Below are 14,119 nucleotides of genomic sequence, written 5' to 3'. Positions count from 1 at the left end.
GGCGCTCCGCGCCCGACCGGCTCACCCAGCGGGACTCAGGTAGACTCACCCGACGTGCGATTCCTTCACGGTGACCCCAGCTACGACCTGACCTACAGCGACGTCTTCATGGTCCCGAGCCGATCGAGCATCAGCTCCCGGCTGGACGTGGATCTGACCTCCACCGACGGCCTCGCCACCCCCACTCCCCTCGTCGCCGCCAACATGACGGCCGTCTCCGGCCGCCGCATGGCCGAGACCATGGCCCGCCGCGGCGGCCTTGCGATCTTCCCGCAGGACATCCCCAGCGACGTCGTGGCCCGATCCATCGACAAGGTCAAGGCCGCGCACCCCGTCTTCGACACCGCCGTCACCGTCTCCCCCACCACCACCGTCGGGGAAACCCTCAGCCTGATCGGCAAGCGGGCCCACGGCGTCGCCGTCGTGGTGGACAAGGAGCGTCGCATCGTCGGCCTCGTCACGCCGCAGGACGCGTCGGACTCGGACCGCTTCGCGCAGGCCAAGGACGTGATGACCAGCGACGTCACGCGCGTTGCTGCGGACACCAGCCCCGCCGGGGTCTTCGCGACGCTCAGCGAGCAGCACCAGAAGGTGGCGCTGGCCGTCGACGCCGACGACCGCCTCGTCGGCCTGATGACCCCCAAGGGTGCCCTGCGATCCGCGATCTACTCCCCAGCCGTCGACCACGAGGGCCGCCTGCGGGCGGGTGTCGCGGTGGGCATCAACGGCGACATCTCGGCCAAGGTGCGGGCCGCGTTGGAGGGTCGCGCAGATGTGATCGTGATGGACACCGCCCACGGGCACCAGGAGAAGATGATCTCCGCGCTGAGCCTCGCCCGCGACGCACGCGACGCATTCGAGGCAGAGACCGGCCGACGGGTCCTCATTGTCGCCGGCAACGTGGTGACCACCGACGGCTGCGACGACCTCATCGACGCCGGCGCCGACATCCTCAAGGTGGGCGTAGGCCCGGGCGCAATGTGCACCACGCGGATGCAGACTGGGGTCGGGCGGCCGCAGTTCTCCGCCGTGCTGGAGTGCGCCGAGGCGGCGAAGGAGCGCGGGAAGTCGGTCTGGGCCGACGGCGGGGTCCGCCACCCCCGCGACGTCGCCCTGGCGCTCGCCGCCGGTGCCGGCTCGGTGATGATCGGGTCCTGGTTCGCGGGAACGCACGAGTCGACGGGCGATCAGCTGATGGACAACCAGGGGCGGGTGTACAAGGAGTCGTTCGGGATGGCGTCGTCGCGGGCGGTGCGGCAGCGCACGCGCGAGCAGTCGGCGTTCGACCGGGCGCGTGCCGCGATGTTCGAGGAGGGGATCTCGTCGTCGCGGATGTACCTTGATCCTAGGCGCCCCGGGGTGGAGGACCTGATCGACTGGATCACCTCCGGCGTGCGGTCGTCGTGCACGTATGCGGGTGCTAGGAGCCTCGACGAGTTCGCCGAGCGGGCGGTTGTCGGGGTCCAGTCCGGGTCGGGGTACGAGGAGGGTCGCCCGCTCGATCAGAGTTGGTGAGTGCACCCCGCGGGGCGCAACGCCAGCCCAGCGGGCCCTAACCATCGGCCAGCTGTGCTCCCGGCGACACGTGCTGTCCCTCGTGGACCTGTATTCTCTCAAGCCCCTCTCAGGTGTTAAGGTGTGCTAGACCATCAGACCGGCGCTCAGGTGCCGATTAAATAGGGGGAACCCACCATGGCTTTTGACTCAGCCGCACCTATCAATCGCCGCACCGTGACCAAGGGCATCGCCTGGTCGGTGCCCGCCGTCGCCGTCGCCGGCGCCGCACCCGCATTCGCCACCAGCCATTGTGAGCCGATTCTGGTGATCGATGGCGACTTGTCCTGCAAGAAGTCCGGGTTTGGTTCCTACAAGCTCGTCTTCAAGGTCAGCGGGGACAATTGCGATCCTGGGGCATGCTCAGGCACGATCTATGAGATCTCTGAGAATACCGGCGGCCCCAACGCCAAAATTCTCTGGGAAAGCGCAGTGGGCTCGCCGGCCGATGGCGCCACCCCGATTGTGATCTGCGGTGAAGAGACGGGCGACAGCGCAGCGTACTTGGTGGTTAAGGCCACGATCGTCTGTGGAACCACGACTATTGAATTCGACGAGCCCGTGAAGACGCCGCAGTTCAACAGCAACAACGGCTGCGAAGACTCGGGTTTCTGCTGAGACCCTCAATTCAGCCAACCGCATTAGAGAGCAGGGCTGACCCCCATGGGTCAGCCCTGCTCTCTAATGCGACAACTGTCGACTCACCGGGCACGTCGAGACCCCCGAGCTACTCCCACTTGGGGACTCGCGTCTGACGCTTGTTCAGGGTGGGGCGCGCTCGCTCCACTGCGCCATGGCCTGATGTGCTGGGAAGATAGGAAGCGGCATCAGAGCCAGGTACGTGCCTGTTGATCGACTGGAGGAGTGCCAATTGCGCACATCAATCTCACGCGATCCTGACCAGACGGACAGTACGAATCAGTGCTTATAGTCGCTCGGTAGGACTCCAGGATCCAACCGCTGGCTGACGAGACGCCCAAGCCCAGGAAGCTGATCCAGGGTGAGAGAGCCCGTCCCAGAGAGATGATTATCGCCGTCACCGCACCCCAAAGGGCCGGTTTGTCCCACCCACACCAAATGCGTGGGGGCTAGTCCCAGCCGAGATTCGCCCCCACGGTTTTTCATCTCAATGTTTGTAGTCGCCCCGGTAGAACTCGAGGACCCAACCGCTGGCCGACCAGATGCCGATGCCGAAGCCCACAAGGCTGATCCACGGCTGCGACAGCGCAGGACCGAGGAAGATGACCATGACGGTCAGGGCCGCGAAGAAGGGCCAGATGCTCTTCGGCGCGAAGAAGCCGATGGTGCCGGCCCCCTCGATCACCTCAGCATCCTCGCGATCCTCAGGCCGCGGGTCGAAACTCCGCGCCGTCAGGGTCAGGTAGCCCGCGATCATCAGGCCCAGCAGGCCGCTGAAGCCCAACACGAACGTGCCGGCGATCTCCTGCGCCATGAACCAGTAGATGGGTGTCACCACCGCGAAGAACACGAAGATGAACCAGAAGACGTACTTCTCGGGCCTCACAGCTTCTTACCTTCCGGCTCGACGATGGGGTTGACGCGGTCCAGCAATTCACCGGGGTCTTCCGCGTGCAGGTTCGCAGCCTCGACCAGCTCAGGCCGGTGCATGTCCAGCGCGGGGCTGAGGGAGCGGATGCGCGGCAGCGAATCGAAGTTGTGCCGCGGCGGCGGGCAGGACGTGGCCCACTCCAGCGAGCGGCCCCATCCCCACGGGTCGTTGACGCCCACCATGGGCGACTTCCGGGTGATCCACACGTTCCACAGGAACGGCAGCATGGACACACCGAGCAGGAACGCGCCGAACGTGGACAGCTGGTTGAGGAACGTGAAGCCCTCCCAGGCGCCGTAATCGGCGATGCGTCGCTGCATGCCCTCAACGCCCAGCCAGTGCTGCACGAGGAAGGTGGTGTGGAAGCCGACGAACAGGAGCCAGAAATGCACCTGGCCCCACGTCTCGTTCAGCATCTTGCCGGTGAACTTCGGCCACCAGTAGTAGAAGCCAGCGAACATCGCGAACACCACCGTGCCGAACAGCACGTAGTGGAAGTGCGCGACCACGAAGTAGGTGTCGGAGACCTGGAAGTCCAGCGCCGGCGCCGCCAGGATGATGCCCGTCAGGCCGCCGAACAGGAACGTGGTGAGGAACCCGATGGCGAACGTCATCGACGTGTTCAACGTCAACGACCCCCGCCAGATGGTGCCGATCCAGTTGAAGAACTTCACTCCGGTGGGCACCGCGATCATGAACGTCATGAATGAGAAGAACGGCAGGTTGACCGAGCCGGTGACGAACATGTGGTGCGCCCACACCGACACCGACAGCGCCCCGATGGACAGCGTCGCGAACACCAGGCCGTAGTAGCCGAACACCGGCTTGCGGCTGAACGCGCTCAGGACTTCGGTGATGATGCCGAAGAACGGCAGCGCGATGATGTAGACCTCGGGGTGACCGAAGAACCAGAACAGGTGCTGCCAGAGGATGGGACCGCCCGACGCGGGGTCGAACACGTGCGAACCCAGGACGCGATCCGCCTCGAGCACCAGCAGGCCGGCCGCCAGCACGGGGAAGGCGATGAGGACCATCAGCGAGGTGACCAGGATGTTCCACGCGAAGATCGGCATCCGGAACATCGTGAGCCCGGGGGCGCGCATGGTGATGATCGTGGTGATGAAGTTCACCGAGCCGAGAATGGTCGACAGGCCCAGCAGGTAGAGGCCCATCAGCCACAGGTCGTGCCCGATACCGGGCGAGTGGATGGCGTTCGAGAGCGGCGCGTAGGCGAACCAGCCGAAGCTGGCGGCGCCGTCGGGGCTGAGGAAGCCGGCGCACGCCATGAGCGAGCCGAACAGGTACAGCCAGAAAGAGAACCCGTTCATGCGCGGGAACGCCACATCCGGGGCGCCGAGCTGAAGCGGCAGGATGGCGTTGGCGAAGCCCGCGAACATCGGCGTGGCGAACATCAGCAACATGATGGTGCCGTGCATGGTGAAGAACTGGTTGAACGTCTCGTAGTTGACGAACTGCATGCCCGGGGCGGCCAGCTCAGCGCGGATGTACAGCGCCAGGATGCCGCCGAACATGAAGAAGCCGAACGCGGTGACGAAGTACATGTTGCCGATGACCTTGTGGTCCGTCGTCGTCAGGTACTTCATCACGGTCTCGCCGAGCCGGTGCGGCTCGGTGCGGGTCTCCTGCTGGATCGCCGTGCGCTCTGTGATGGTTGCGCTGCTCACTGCTGCTCCTCCGGTGCTTCCGTCGGCAGAACGGCCTGAAGGGCCTCCTGCAACTCCCTCTCGCCCGCGTTGCCGTTGGCGGCGAGCTCCCGAACGTGCTCTGCGTACTCCTCCTGAGTCACCACATGCAGCTTGAACAGCATCAGCGCGTGATACTCGCCGCACAACTCCGCGCACTTGCCGTCGTAGATACCCAGACGGTTGGGCGTCACCTCAAAGGAGTTGGTGGTCCCGGGAATGACGTCCATCTTGAAGTAGAACGACGGCACCCAGAAAGAATGGATCACATCGGCCGACTGCAGATTGAACCGCACAGTCTGATCGACGGGAAGGTACAGATCCGGAATGGTCTCAAGCGTTCCGACGGTGAACGCATCAGTACCGATGTCCGGGTTGTCCGCCTCCAGATAGTTGAACGTCCACGACCACTTCTGACCGATCACGTTGATGGTGACATCCGGATCCTCGGAGGTCTGCAGCACGGCGTCGGAGGCCTTGACGGTGTAGAAGAACAGCACGCCGATGATGAGGAACGGCACCAGGGTGTACAGCAGTTCGAGCGGCAGGTGGTAGGTGGTCTGCCGCGGGGCTGGGGCATCGCCGTCGCGGCGGCGGTAGCGGATGACCGCCCATCCGATCAGGCCCCAGACCAGCAGGCCGATCACCAGGGACGCGATCCAGGCACCCACCCAGACGTCGCCCATCACGGGCGCCTGTTCGGTGGCCGCGACCGGGAGGCCGAACCGCGCCGCCTGCTCGGAGCACGCCGTCAAGCCCATCAGGGAGAACGGGACTCCGACAAGCAAGGCTGCACGAACCATCCGCCGACGCGATGGAGCAGGATTGCCACTCACAAGTTGCCCTTCCGTAGACCGAACAGCCCTGCGAAAAACCATGCTGGATTCACAGGACACCACTGCTGGGGCCCACCTTAACGCAAAAAGCCACCCCCGCGGAGATGTCTCCACAGGGGTGGCCTAGCATAGGAAGTTTCAGGCGAAACTCAGTGGAAGGAGTCTCCACAGGCGCATGACCCTCCCGCGTTGGGGTTGTCGATGGTGAAGCCCTGCTTCTCGATGGTGTCCACGAAATCGATGCTGGCGCCGCCAAGGTAAGGGGAGCTCATCTTGTCCGTGACGACGACCACGCCGTCGTAGTTGGTCGCGACGTCACCGTCGAGCTGACGGTCGTCGAAGTAGAGCTGGTAGCGCAGGCCGGAGCAGCCTCCGGGCTGCACCGCGATGCGCAGCGACAGGTCGTCGCGGCCCTCGGCGTCCAGCAGGGCGCGCACCTTCTGCACGGCCACGTCGGTGAGGACGACGCCGGTCTGGATCTGGGTATCGGTCACGCTTGACTCCAAATGTTGTAAGTACGTGTGGTGTGACGATTCTACGCCGCGTCGGCAAGAAACCCCATCCCCGTATCGCGGAGGGCGTAGGTTTCTGAGGCTTCGAGGCCGCTGCGCGGCACCTCAGCCAGCGGGAGCGAACCGCGGAGGGCGTAGAAAGCCCTCACCACGACCAGGTGGCGGCCACCTTCGCGGCCACCTCGGCCAACTGCTCCGGGGTCGACGGTTCGTCGCCCGCGCCCGGAAGCAGGGGGTAGGCGGACTCCAGCCCCGCCAGGCGCAGCTCTCTGGCGGAGACGAAGTTGCGGCCCACCACCGCGATCACCGGCCGCAACGCCTCCCCCGCCAGCGACACCACCCGCTTCACCACGGGCCCGCCGACGGCGTGGAAGTCCAGGGACTCGGCCCCCGTCACCACCACATCGGCCTGACCCAGGGTGCCCACCAGCCCGTAGCTCTCTTCGAGGAACGTGAGCGGGTCCGTCACCACCCCGCCCATGGCCTGGATCAACAGCCCCGCTCCCCCGGCGGCCCCGGCCCCCGGCCCGGGGACCAGCCCCAGGTGAGCGGCCCAGCGCCCGGCCACGGAATCCGCCGCGAGCACCGCCTCGAGGTCAGCGCCGCGCTCACGCCCCTCCGTCGCCGCCATCCCCGTCAGACCGGTCAGCGGCCGCTCGGGCTGGCCCTCGGGGACGAGCGCCACGAGCCGACGACCCGCCCACGCCTCCCCCGCGACCTTCAACGCCGCGACAGGCTGCGCATCGAACGCGTCCAGCGCCTCCCGGGCCAGGTCGTCGACCCGGCAGCCGGTGAGATCCACCACCAGGTCGCCGTCGGCCTCGGCAAGGAACCGACCCAGCTCGACGGCGTCCACGGGGGACACCAGGGTGGCTGCGGGCGCCGCCACCGCGACCGCCGCGGCCAGCGCCTCGCCCTCCACGCCCAGTGGGACGACGACCACCTGAGCGCCACGCTCCACGAACGCCCCGGCGATGAGTTCGGACGCCCCGGCCGCGCTGAGCCCGGCCAGGGCGTCCGAGGCAACAACGACTCTCAAAGCTCCGTCGACTCCGGATCCGACTCGCTCAGCTCGTCGTCGGCGTCCGGAATCAGCCCGTAGTACTCGCTGATCTCCTCCAGCAGCTCGCGCATCTCCTCGAGGGTGACGTCCACGTCCGGCAGCACCAGATCCGACTCCGCCAGGACGTCCTCGGGGACCTCGATGCCCCGGGCGCGCACACCCTCGACGAGGCCCTTCAAGGCCTCGAGCATGCCAGGCTCGTCGCCCGCCGCCACCCGATCCTCCAGCGCGCGGTCCAGCTCGTTGAGCTCCATCAGATGCTCAGGCTCCAGGACCCACTGGCCCTGGCCCATGATCCGCACGATCATGCCTGCGACTCCTGGCCGGGCGCAGGCTGCGCGGCGGGCTGCTGCGCCTCCACAGGGGTCGCGGGCGAGGCCGTCGTACCGTTGCCCGGCGCCGAGATCTCAGCGCGGGGCGCCGGCCCGCCGGTGAGCTGAGCCTTCAAGGCGGCGAGCTCGTCCTCGACGACGGAATCAGAGGCCAGCGCGTCCAGCTCGCGGGTGATGTCGTCCTTGTACATGCCGCTGGGGTCCTCGAGCGCGCCGGAGGCGAGCAGCTCGTCGACGGCGGAGGCCCGCGCCTGCAGCTGCAGGGTCTTGTCCTCGGCCCGCTGAATCGCGAGGCCGACGTCGCTCATCTCCTCGGAGATGCCGGTGAACGCCTCGTTGATGCGGGTCTGCGCCTCCGCGGCCGAGTAGGTGGCCTTGATGGTCTCCTTGCGGGTGCGGAACGCGTCCACCTTCGCCTGCAGGCGGGAGCTGGCGCGCACCAGCTTCTCCTCCTCGCCCTGAAGCTGGGCGTGCTGGGTCTGCAGGTCATCGAGCTGCGTCTGCAGGCCGGCCTTGCGGGTCAGCGCCTCGCGGGCAAGGTCCTCACGGTTGGCCTCCAGGGCGCGCGCCGCCGCCGCCTGCAGCCGCGCCACCTCCTGGCTCATCTTCGTGGCCTGCAACTCCACGCGCTTGCGGCTGGTGGCCACATCCGCGACGCCGCGGCGCACGTTCTGCAGCAGCTCCAACTGCTTCTGGTACGAGTAATCGAGGGTTTCACGGGGATCTTCGTACTTGTCCAGGGTCTTGTTGGCCTTGGACTTGAAGACCAGAGCGATGCGCTCAAAAATGCTGGCCACGGGGTGTCCTTCCACGGAAGTGCAATGTGCGCCTCCACGGTAGCGCGGCGCCGGTCCGCCTGGAGTGGATCGCTCCCCTGAATCAACCCTGAGGCGCCTCGGGTAGAATGGGCAGCCGTACCCGCCCCTCGCGCAAGGACACCAGCACCGTGGCACTGTTCCGCCCCTACGAGCGCTCGCAGAAGACCAGCTCAGCAGATCACATCTCGACGCTGACCCCCAAGGGGGAGAAGGCGGCCGCGAAGAATTCCTCCGGCGCCGCCCCCGCGCCCGCCGTCGAGCAGGGCACTCCGGCAGCCGCGCCGAAGCAGGCGGTGCGTAAGAAGGAAGGCGCCACGCCCACGCGTCGCGCCGCCGAGGCTGCCCGGATGGAGCGCCTGCACCCCACTCTCACCCCGAAGCAGCAGCGCAAGGCCGACGCCAACTCGAAGGCCCGCGCCCGCAACGAGGCGTGGGAGCGTGTGGAGAAGTCCCCCGAGCGCCAACTGGTGCGCGACTACGTCGACACCCGCTGGACTGTCGCGGAGTTCATGCTGCCCGCCATGATCCTCGTGATGGCCGCCGTGATGGTCACCATGAACAACGTCGTGCTGTCCAGCTGGATCTCGATGAGCCTGTGGGTGCTGCTCGGCCTCGTCATCATCAACGTCGGAATCATGTGGCGCGGCTTCAAGAAGCTGCTCGCCGAGCGCCACCCCGACGCCCCCACCAGGGGCCTGCTGGTCTACATGTTCAACCGCTCGCTGATGATCCGGCGCTTCCGCCAGCCGTCGCCCCGCATCAACCGTGGCGACCCCATCTGATGAGCTACCACTGGAAGCCGGAGACCGGCGCCTTCTCCCTCGCGGATTTGGAGGCTGTCGGGCTGCTGCACCGCTTCGAGGATCAGGCCGCAGCCGAGGAATGGCTCGGCGTCTTCTACGGCGAGCTGCTGGAGCAGGGTGTCGCGGAGGTCAGCCTCTACGAGGAGGACCGCCTCATCTACGGTCCGATGTCGCTGCATCCGTGACCCGCTGCTGACGCGCCACCACCACCCCGAAGGCCACCATGCCCAGGCCCGCCGCGACCGCGAACGGGGCCTGCTGCCTGGCCACCGCAATCCGGTCCTCGTAGCGCTGCACCTTGCCGCCCCGCTCGTTGGTGAGGCTGGAGTACTCGCAGACGTCGCCGGGCCCCATCTCGATGCCGCGGCAGGACGTCGACGGCGCCGCCCACGACACCACACCCCACGCGGCCACGGCCAGGCCCGCCACGACGAACGCCCACAGGCCCACCCGCTTGATCATGGGCGCAAAGGTACCCGCGGGATGCGGACCGCCCCAACTCCCATGTCGGTAGGCTTGCGCGGGTGAGCCGGAACCCAAACCTGACCCTGACCAAGTCCCTCCCGAAGGGCGTCGACGTCGTCGTGCTCGGCCTGGTGACCATCAACCAGGCCGGCCAGGCCCTCGTCGGCCTCGTCGGAGACCTCGACAAGACCTGCTCGAAGACCTACGGTCGCGGCGTGGCCGATCTGGCCGCGGCGCTCGGCGCCTCCGCCAAGCGTGAAGAGGTCACCTTCCTCCCCGTCGTCGACGGCTCCCGCCTCGCGGTGGTCGGCCTCGGCGACGCGGACGTCACCCCCGCCGGGGTGCGGCTGGCGGTGGGCACCGCCCTGCGGAAGATCGCCGAGCTCCCCGAGGCTCAGGGGCTGGACGTGGCGGTGTCGCTGGAGCTGACCGACCCCGAGCTGCTGCGCGCCGCCGGCGAAGGCGCGCTGCTGGGGGCCTACGCGTTCCAGCCGATCACGGCCACGTCAAAGGTCGCGGCGGTGGGCTCGGTGTCGCTGGTGTCGTCGCTGCTCGGCGCCGAACAGAAGGACGCCGTCACGCGCGCCAAGACCACCGCCGACGCCGTCTGCCAGGCACGCGACTGGGGCAACACTCCCCCCAACCTGCTCTACCCCGAGACGTTCGCCGAGGCCGCGCGGGTCCACGTGCGCGACGAGCGGATCACCGTCGACATCCTCGACGACAAGGCCCTGGAGCGGGGCGGCTACGGCGGCATCATGGCGGTCGGCGGCGGCTCCGCGCGCGGGCCCAGGCTGGTGCGGTTGAGCTACGCGCCGCGCGGCGCCGAGACCCACCTGGCACTGGTGGGCAAGGGCATCACGTTCGACTCGGGCGGCCTGGACATCAAGCCCGCCGGGCAGATGGCCGGCATGAAGTTCGACATGTCCGGGGCGGGCGCGGTTGTCGCGGCGACTCGCGCCATCGCCGCCCTGGGCCTCAAGATCAAGGTGACTGCCTACGCCGCGCTGGCGGAGAACATGCCCTCCGGCAGCGCGTACCGCTCGAGCGACGTGCTCACCATGTTCGACGGCCAGACGGTGGAGAATTTCAACACCGACGCCGAGGGCCGCCTCGTGATGGCCGATGCCATCGCACGCGCCGGCCTGGACAAGCCCGACCTCATCGTCGACGTCGCCACCCTCACGGGCGCCTGCATGGTCGCGCTCGGGATGCGCACCGGTGGGCTGCTCACCAATGGGGAGGCCACCTCGGACCTGCTGCTGGACGCGGCGGAGGCCGCCGGCGAGGATTTCTGGGAGCTGCCCATCACGGAGCACACGCGGGAGCAGCTGAAGTCCACGGTCGCGGACATGAAGTCGGGCGCCGGGCACCGCTGGGGCGGCGCGCTGGTCGCGGCGGCGTTCCTCGAGCGCTTCGTGCCCGACGGCGTGGCGTGGGCCCACCTGGACATCGCAGGCCCGGCCGAGAACCCGGACGCGGCGTACGGCTACGTGCCGAAGGGCGGGACGGGTGCGGGTGTGCGGACGTTGGTGTCGCTGGCGGGGTTGCTGTCGGCCTGACCTGTTGAGGGGTGCCCCGGTTCCCGTTGCCCGGTCCCCTTTGCCCGGTCCCCGTTGTCGGTGCCGAGAGGCGTGACTCAAGGCCCGGGCGGCCGTTATCCATTCCTTACACCGTCGACGGTGCAGGGAGGTGGGAGTCGAGGCCCGGGCGGCCGTTATCCACGGTCTGGCTGCTGCTGCGGTCTGGTCATTACCCGGGTGATCGAGGCCGCCCGGGCCTCGACTCCCACCTCCCTGCACTTTGTTTCCCGGTGGCATGGTCGGGTCAGGGCGTGTGCCCGCAGGGCGGCCCTGGCATAGGTGTGCCCAAGCGGGACGCCAGTTGAGTGATCCTCGGGCTGGGCAGCCCGACGCGCAGCCGCCCTGCCGTCCCCCACCCTCGCGCACATCTCACGATCCGCCCTGCCACCCCCGCGCACACCTCGCGCACATCTCGCGGCGGCTCGTCTGAGGGCGGCCGGCCCTGTGGCGCCTGCGGTAAGTCTGGCCGCCCGCGCTACAGCGCCGGCGGCCGAACTCAGGACAGGCGGCCGCGGAGCGCCTGCGATCTAGAGCAGGCGTCGAGACGCAAGCCAGGCGACGAGACATAAGCCAGGCGACGAGACAGGACAGCGGGGCGGCGGGTGGTGGGGGCTGGGCGCCTGCGGTAAGTCTGGCCGCCCGCTCTACAGCGCCGGCGGCCGAACTCAGGACAGGCGGCCGCGGGGCGGCGGGTGGTGGGGGCCGGGGCAGGTTGGGTGGGCGTTGATGACGGTCGCGGCAGCGCGAAGCGCCGCCGCCGGCATCATGGGCGGCCCGGCCCCCACCACACGCCGCCAACCCGACCACAGCAACTCAGACCACCGCCGGCATCATGGGCGGCCCGACCCCCACCACACGTCGCCAACCCGACCACAGGTCCTGTAGGCAAGATGGGCCAAGTCCCTTGCCAGCTCACTTTCCTTAGGCTTCGAGGCCGCTCCGCGGCACCTCAGCCCGCGGAGGGAGACCAACGGCTCGGGACGAGGTTACTGGCGGGCGCGCTTCGCGCGGAGGCCGTACTCGCGCATCCGCTTCGGGTACGGGACCACGCCGGCGTCGTAGCACGGGATGTTGCAGCGGGCCGCGAACTCGTAGCCGTAGGCCGCGCTCGGCAAGCCGCGACGGGTGGACTCGCCGTCGGCCGCCACGAGCAGCAGCGACGGCTTGTTGAACGACGTGGGCTGCTCCACCCATGCCTCCACGCCTCGGCGGGTGGCGACGAAGTGGGTCAGGTGATCGCGCAGAGCATCCGGCACCTGGCGATCCTCCCGTGCCACCTGTGCCTCGCGCCGTCGCCGTCGAAACCAACCCACGGGCCAATTATGCCGAGTCGACGAAACCGCCGGTCCCCGCGGTCCGCCGCGGCGCCTCTCCGACGCCCGGACGGCCACCGCGAGCGCCGTCGAAGTCCACCACCAGCGCTGAGGCGCCATGGAAGACTGGGCCGCATGAGCGACCCCTTTGACGTGGCCATCCTCGGCGCCGGCTCAGCCGGCTACGCCTGCGCCCTGCGCGCCGCCCAGCTCGGGCTGCGGGTGGCCCTCGTCGACGACACCGCCCTCGGCGGCACCTGCCTCCACCGCGGCTGTATCCCCACCAAGGCATGGCTGCAGGCGGCCAAGGTCCGGCGGACGGTGGCGAAGGCGCCGTCGTTCGGGATCGCGGCGACCCTCGGCGAAACGGACGCCGGAGGGATTCGGCGCTACGCCGACGGCGTCGTCGACGGCCTGCACCGCGGCCTGGAGTCGCTGATCTCCCAGCGCGGCATCACCGTCATCCGCGAGCGCGGCACGCTGACGGTCGACGAGCGTGGGCTGGGCATCGAGACCGGCGCCATCGTGCACCGTGCCCGCGCCGTCGTCGTGGCGACGGGGGCCGCGCCCGTGACGCTCGGCCTCGCGGTCGACGGGGTGCGCATTCTCACCAGCGACCACGCGCTCCGCCTGGAGTCCCTCCCCGAGCGGGCCGTCGTGCTCGGCGGTGGCGTGATCGGGGTGGAGTTCGCGTCGCTGTGGGCGGACCTGGGGGTCGCGGTGACCCTCGTCGAGGCCATGGACCGGCTGCTGCCCGCCGAGGAGCCGGGGCATTCGCGGATCCTGGCCCGTGCCCTCAAGGGTCGCGGGGTGGACCTGCGGCTGGGCGTCGCCGTCGACTCGGCCGAGGCCACCGACGACGGGGTGGCGGTGCGGATCGGAGGCGAGACCCTCCACACGGAGCTGCTCCTGGTGGCTGTGGGGAGGCGCCCCGCCACCGACGGCATGGGGCTGGCCGAGTCGGGCGTGGAGATCGGCCCGGGCGGGCACCTCGTCGTCGACGAGCACCTCCAGACCCGCGTCAAGGGCGTGTTCGCGGCGGGAGACGTGGTGGCGGGGCCGCAACTGGCGCACCGCGGCTACGCGCACGGGATCTTCCTGGCGGAGCGGATCGCGCACCTGCAGGGCAGGCACCACGAACGGCCGGCGCTGCCCCGCGACACCGACATTCCCCGCATCACCTACTCCAGCCCCCAGCTGGCCTCGGTGGGCCTCACCGCGGCGGAGGCCGGGCCCGAGGCCGACGTCGTCGACTACCACCTCACCGGCAACGGCCGCGCCCAGATCCTGCGTGCGCCCGGGGAGCGCGAGACCGGGGTGGTGCGGTTGGTGCGACGATCGGGCGGCGCCATCGTCGGCATGCACGCGGTGGGCGAGGACGTGGCCGAGCTGATCGCCGAAGGAAGCCTCCTGGTGGGCTGGAACGCCACTCCCGAGGACCTCGCCGGCATCGTGCACCCGCACCCGACCCTCAGCGAGGCGATCGCCGAAGCGAACTGGGCGTTGGCCGGCCGGGCACTGCACATGCACGCCTGAATCGCATATAGGCTGGGGGCAAATCGCGGTA

At 68.7% G+C, this 14,119-nt stretch carries 15 protein-coding genes; 6 read left to right on the top strand and 9 right to left on the bottom strand.

What is annotated here, in order from left to right:
• The first annotated feature begins 54 nt into the window (after positions 1-54).
• Together ACX1D1_RS07150 and ACX1D1_RS07145 are read left to right on the top strand one after the other, a co-directional pair.
• Positions 55-1,515 (top strand): GuaB1 family IMP dehydrogenase-related protein, encoded by a 1,461-nt coding sequence (locus ACX1D1_RS07150; protein WP_459056452.1) that lies wholly within the window; start codon positions 55-57, stop codon positions 1,513-1,515.
• A gap of 177 nt (positions 1,516-1,692) precedes the next feature.
• A complete protein-coding gene (locus ACX1D1_RS07145; protein WP_459056451.1) occupies positions 1,693-2,172 on the top strand; it encodes a hypothetical protein in 480 nt (159 codons plus the stop codon).
• A gap of 508 nt (positions 2,173-2,680) precedes the next feature.
• Here ACX1D1_RS07145 and ctaF read toward each other — a convergent pair.
• The 7 genes from ctaF to ACX1D1_RS07110 all read right to left on the bottom strand — a co-directional run bounded on the left by ctaF (position 2,681) and on the right by ACX1D1_RS07110 (position 8,367).
• Positions 2,681-3,079, bottom strand: a complete 399-nt coding sequence (ctaF, locus tag ACX1D1_RS07140; protein ID WP_459056450.1) for a cytochrome c oxidase subunit 4 — start codon at positions 3,077-3,079, stop codon at positions 2,681-2,683.
• Positions 3,076-4,809 carry an aa3-type cytochrome oxidase subunit I gene (gene ctaD, locus ACX1D1_RS07135; RefSeq protein ID WP_459056449.1) on the bottom strand — a complete coding sequence of 578 codons (1,734 nt, stop codon included), beginning with the start codon at positions 4,807-4,809 and terminating at the stop codon, positions 3,076-3,078. The genes ctaF and ctaD overlap by 4 nt, the downstream gene beginning before the upstream one ends.
• Positions 4,806-5,630, bottom strand: a complete 825-nt coding sequence (ctaC, locus tag ACX1D1_RS07130) for an aa3-type cytochrome oxidase subunit II (protein ID WP_459056448.1) — start codon at positions 5,628-5,630, stop codon at positions 4,806-4,808. Before ctaC ends, ctaD begins: the two co-directional genes overlap by 4 nt.
• 182 nt (positions 5,631-5,812) lie before the next feature.
• A complete protein-coding gene (locus ACX1D1_RS07125) occupies positions 5,813-6,157 on the bottom strand; it encodes a HesB/IscA family protein (protein ID WP_459056447.1) in 345 nt (114 codons plus the stop codon).
• Between the two features lie 163 nt (positions 6,158-6,320).
• On the bottom strand, positions 6,321-7,214 hold the full coding sequence (locus tag ACX1D1_RS07120) for a glycerate kinase (protein WP_459056446.1): 894 nt from the start codon (positions 7,212-7,214) through the stop codon (positions 6,321-6,323).
• Positions 7,211-7,546, bottom strand: coding sequence for a PspA-associated protein PspAA (gene pspAA, locus ACX1D1_RS07115; RefSeq protein WP_182782524.1), 336 nt, complete (start codon positions 7,544-7,546; stop codon positions 7,211-7,213). The genes ACX1D1_RS07120 and pspAA overlap by 4 nt, the downstream gene beginning before the upstream one ends.
• Positions 7,543-8,367 (bottom strand): PspA/IM30 family protein, encoded by an 825-nt coding sequence (locus tag ACX1D1_RS07110; protein ID WP_459056444.1) that lies wholly within the window; start codon positions 8,365-8,367, stop codon positions 7,543-7,545. The genes pspAA and ACX1D1_RS07110 overlap by 4 nt, the downstream gene beginning before the upstream one ends.
• 149 nt (positions 8,368-8,516) lie before the next feature.
• On the opposite strand from ACX1D1_RS07110, the gene ACX1D1_RS07105 reads away from it, so the two are divergent.
• The gene (locus tag ACX1D1_RS07105) at positions 8,517-9,170 is read left to right on the top strand and encodes a DUF3043 domain-containing protein (protein WP_182782522.1); all 654 of its coding nucleotides are present in this window, start codon (positions 8,517-8,519) and stop codon (positions 9,168-9,170) included.
• On the top strand, positions 9,170-9,376 hold the full coding sequence (locus ACX1D1_RS07100; RefSeq protein ID WP_459056443.1) for a hypothetical protein: 207 nt from the start codon (positions 9,170-9,172) through the stop codon (positions 9,374-9,376). Before ACX1D1_RS07105 ends, ACX1D1_RS07100 begins: the two co-directional genes overlap by 1 nt.
• On the opposite strand, the gene ACX1D1_RS07095 is transcribed toward ACX1D1_RS07100, so the two are convergent.
• Positions 9,345-9,653: a hypothetical protein gene (locus tag ACX1D1_RS07095; protein WP_182782520.1), complete on the bottom strand. Its 309-nt coding sequence runs from the start codon at positions 9,651-9,653 to the stop codon at positions 9,345-9,347. The genes ACX1D1_RS07100 and ACX1D1_RS07095 overlap by 32 nt on opposite strands.
• A 62-nt stretch (positions 9,654-9,715) precedes the next feature.
• On the opposite strand from ACX1D1_RS07095, the gene ACX1D1_RS07090 reads away from it, so the two are divergent.
• Positions 9,716-11,218 (top strand): leucyl aminopeptidase, encoded by a 1,503-nt coding sequence (locus ACX1D1_RS07090; protein WP_459056442.1) that lies wholly within the window; start codon positions 9,716-9,718, stop codon positions 11,216-11,218.
• A gap of 1,007 nt (positions 11,219-12,225) precedes the next feature.
• On the opposite strand, the gene ACX1D1_RS07085 is transcribed toward ACX1D1_RS07090, so the two are convergent.
• Complete coding sequence (locus ACX1D1_RS07085; RefSeq protein ID WP_182800088.1) at positions 12,226-12,552, bottom strand: hypothetical protein; 327 nt, start codon at positions 12,550-12,552, stop codon at positions 12,226-12,228.
• 135 nt (positions 12,553-12,687) lie between these two features.
• On the opposite strand from ACX1D1_RS07085, the gene ACX1D1_RS07080 reads away from it, so the two are divergent.
• Positions 12,688-14,088, top strand: coding sequence for an FAD-dependent oxidoreductase (locus ACX1D1_RS07080; RefSeq protein ID WP_459056441.1), 1,401 nt, complete (start codon positions 12,688-12,690; stop codon positions 14,086-14,088).
• The last annotated feature ends 31 nt before the right edge of the window (positions 14,089-14,119 follow it).

Source organism: Tessaracoccus luoxuelianae, assembly GCF_054483915.1.
This window is presented reverse-complemented; position numbering and strand designations above follow the sequence as displayed.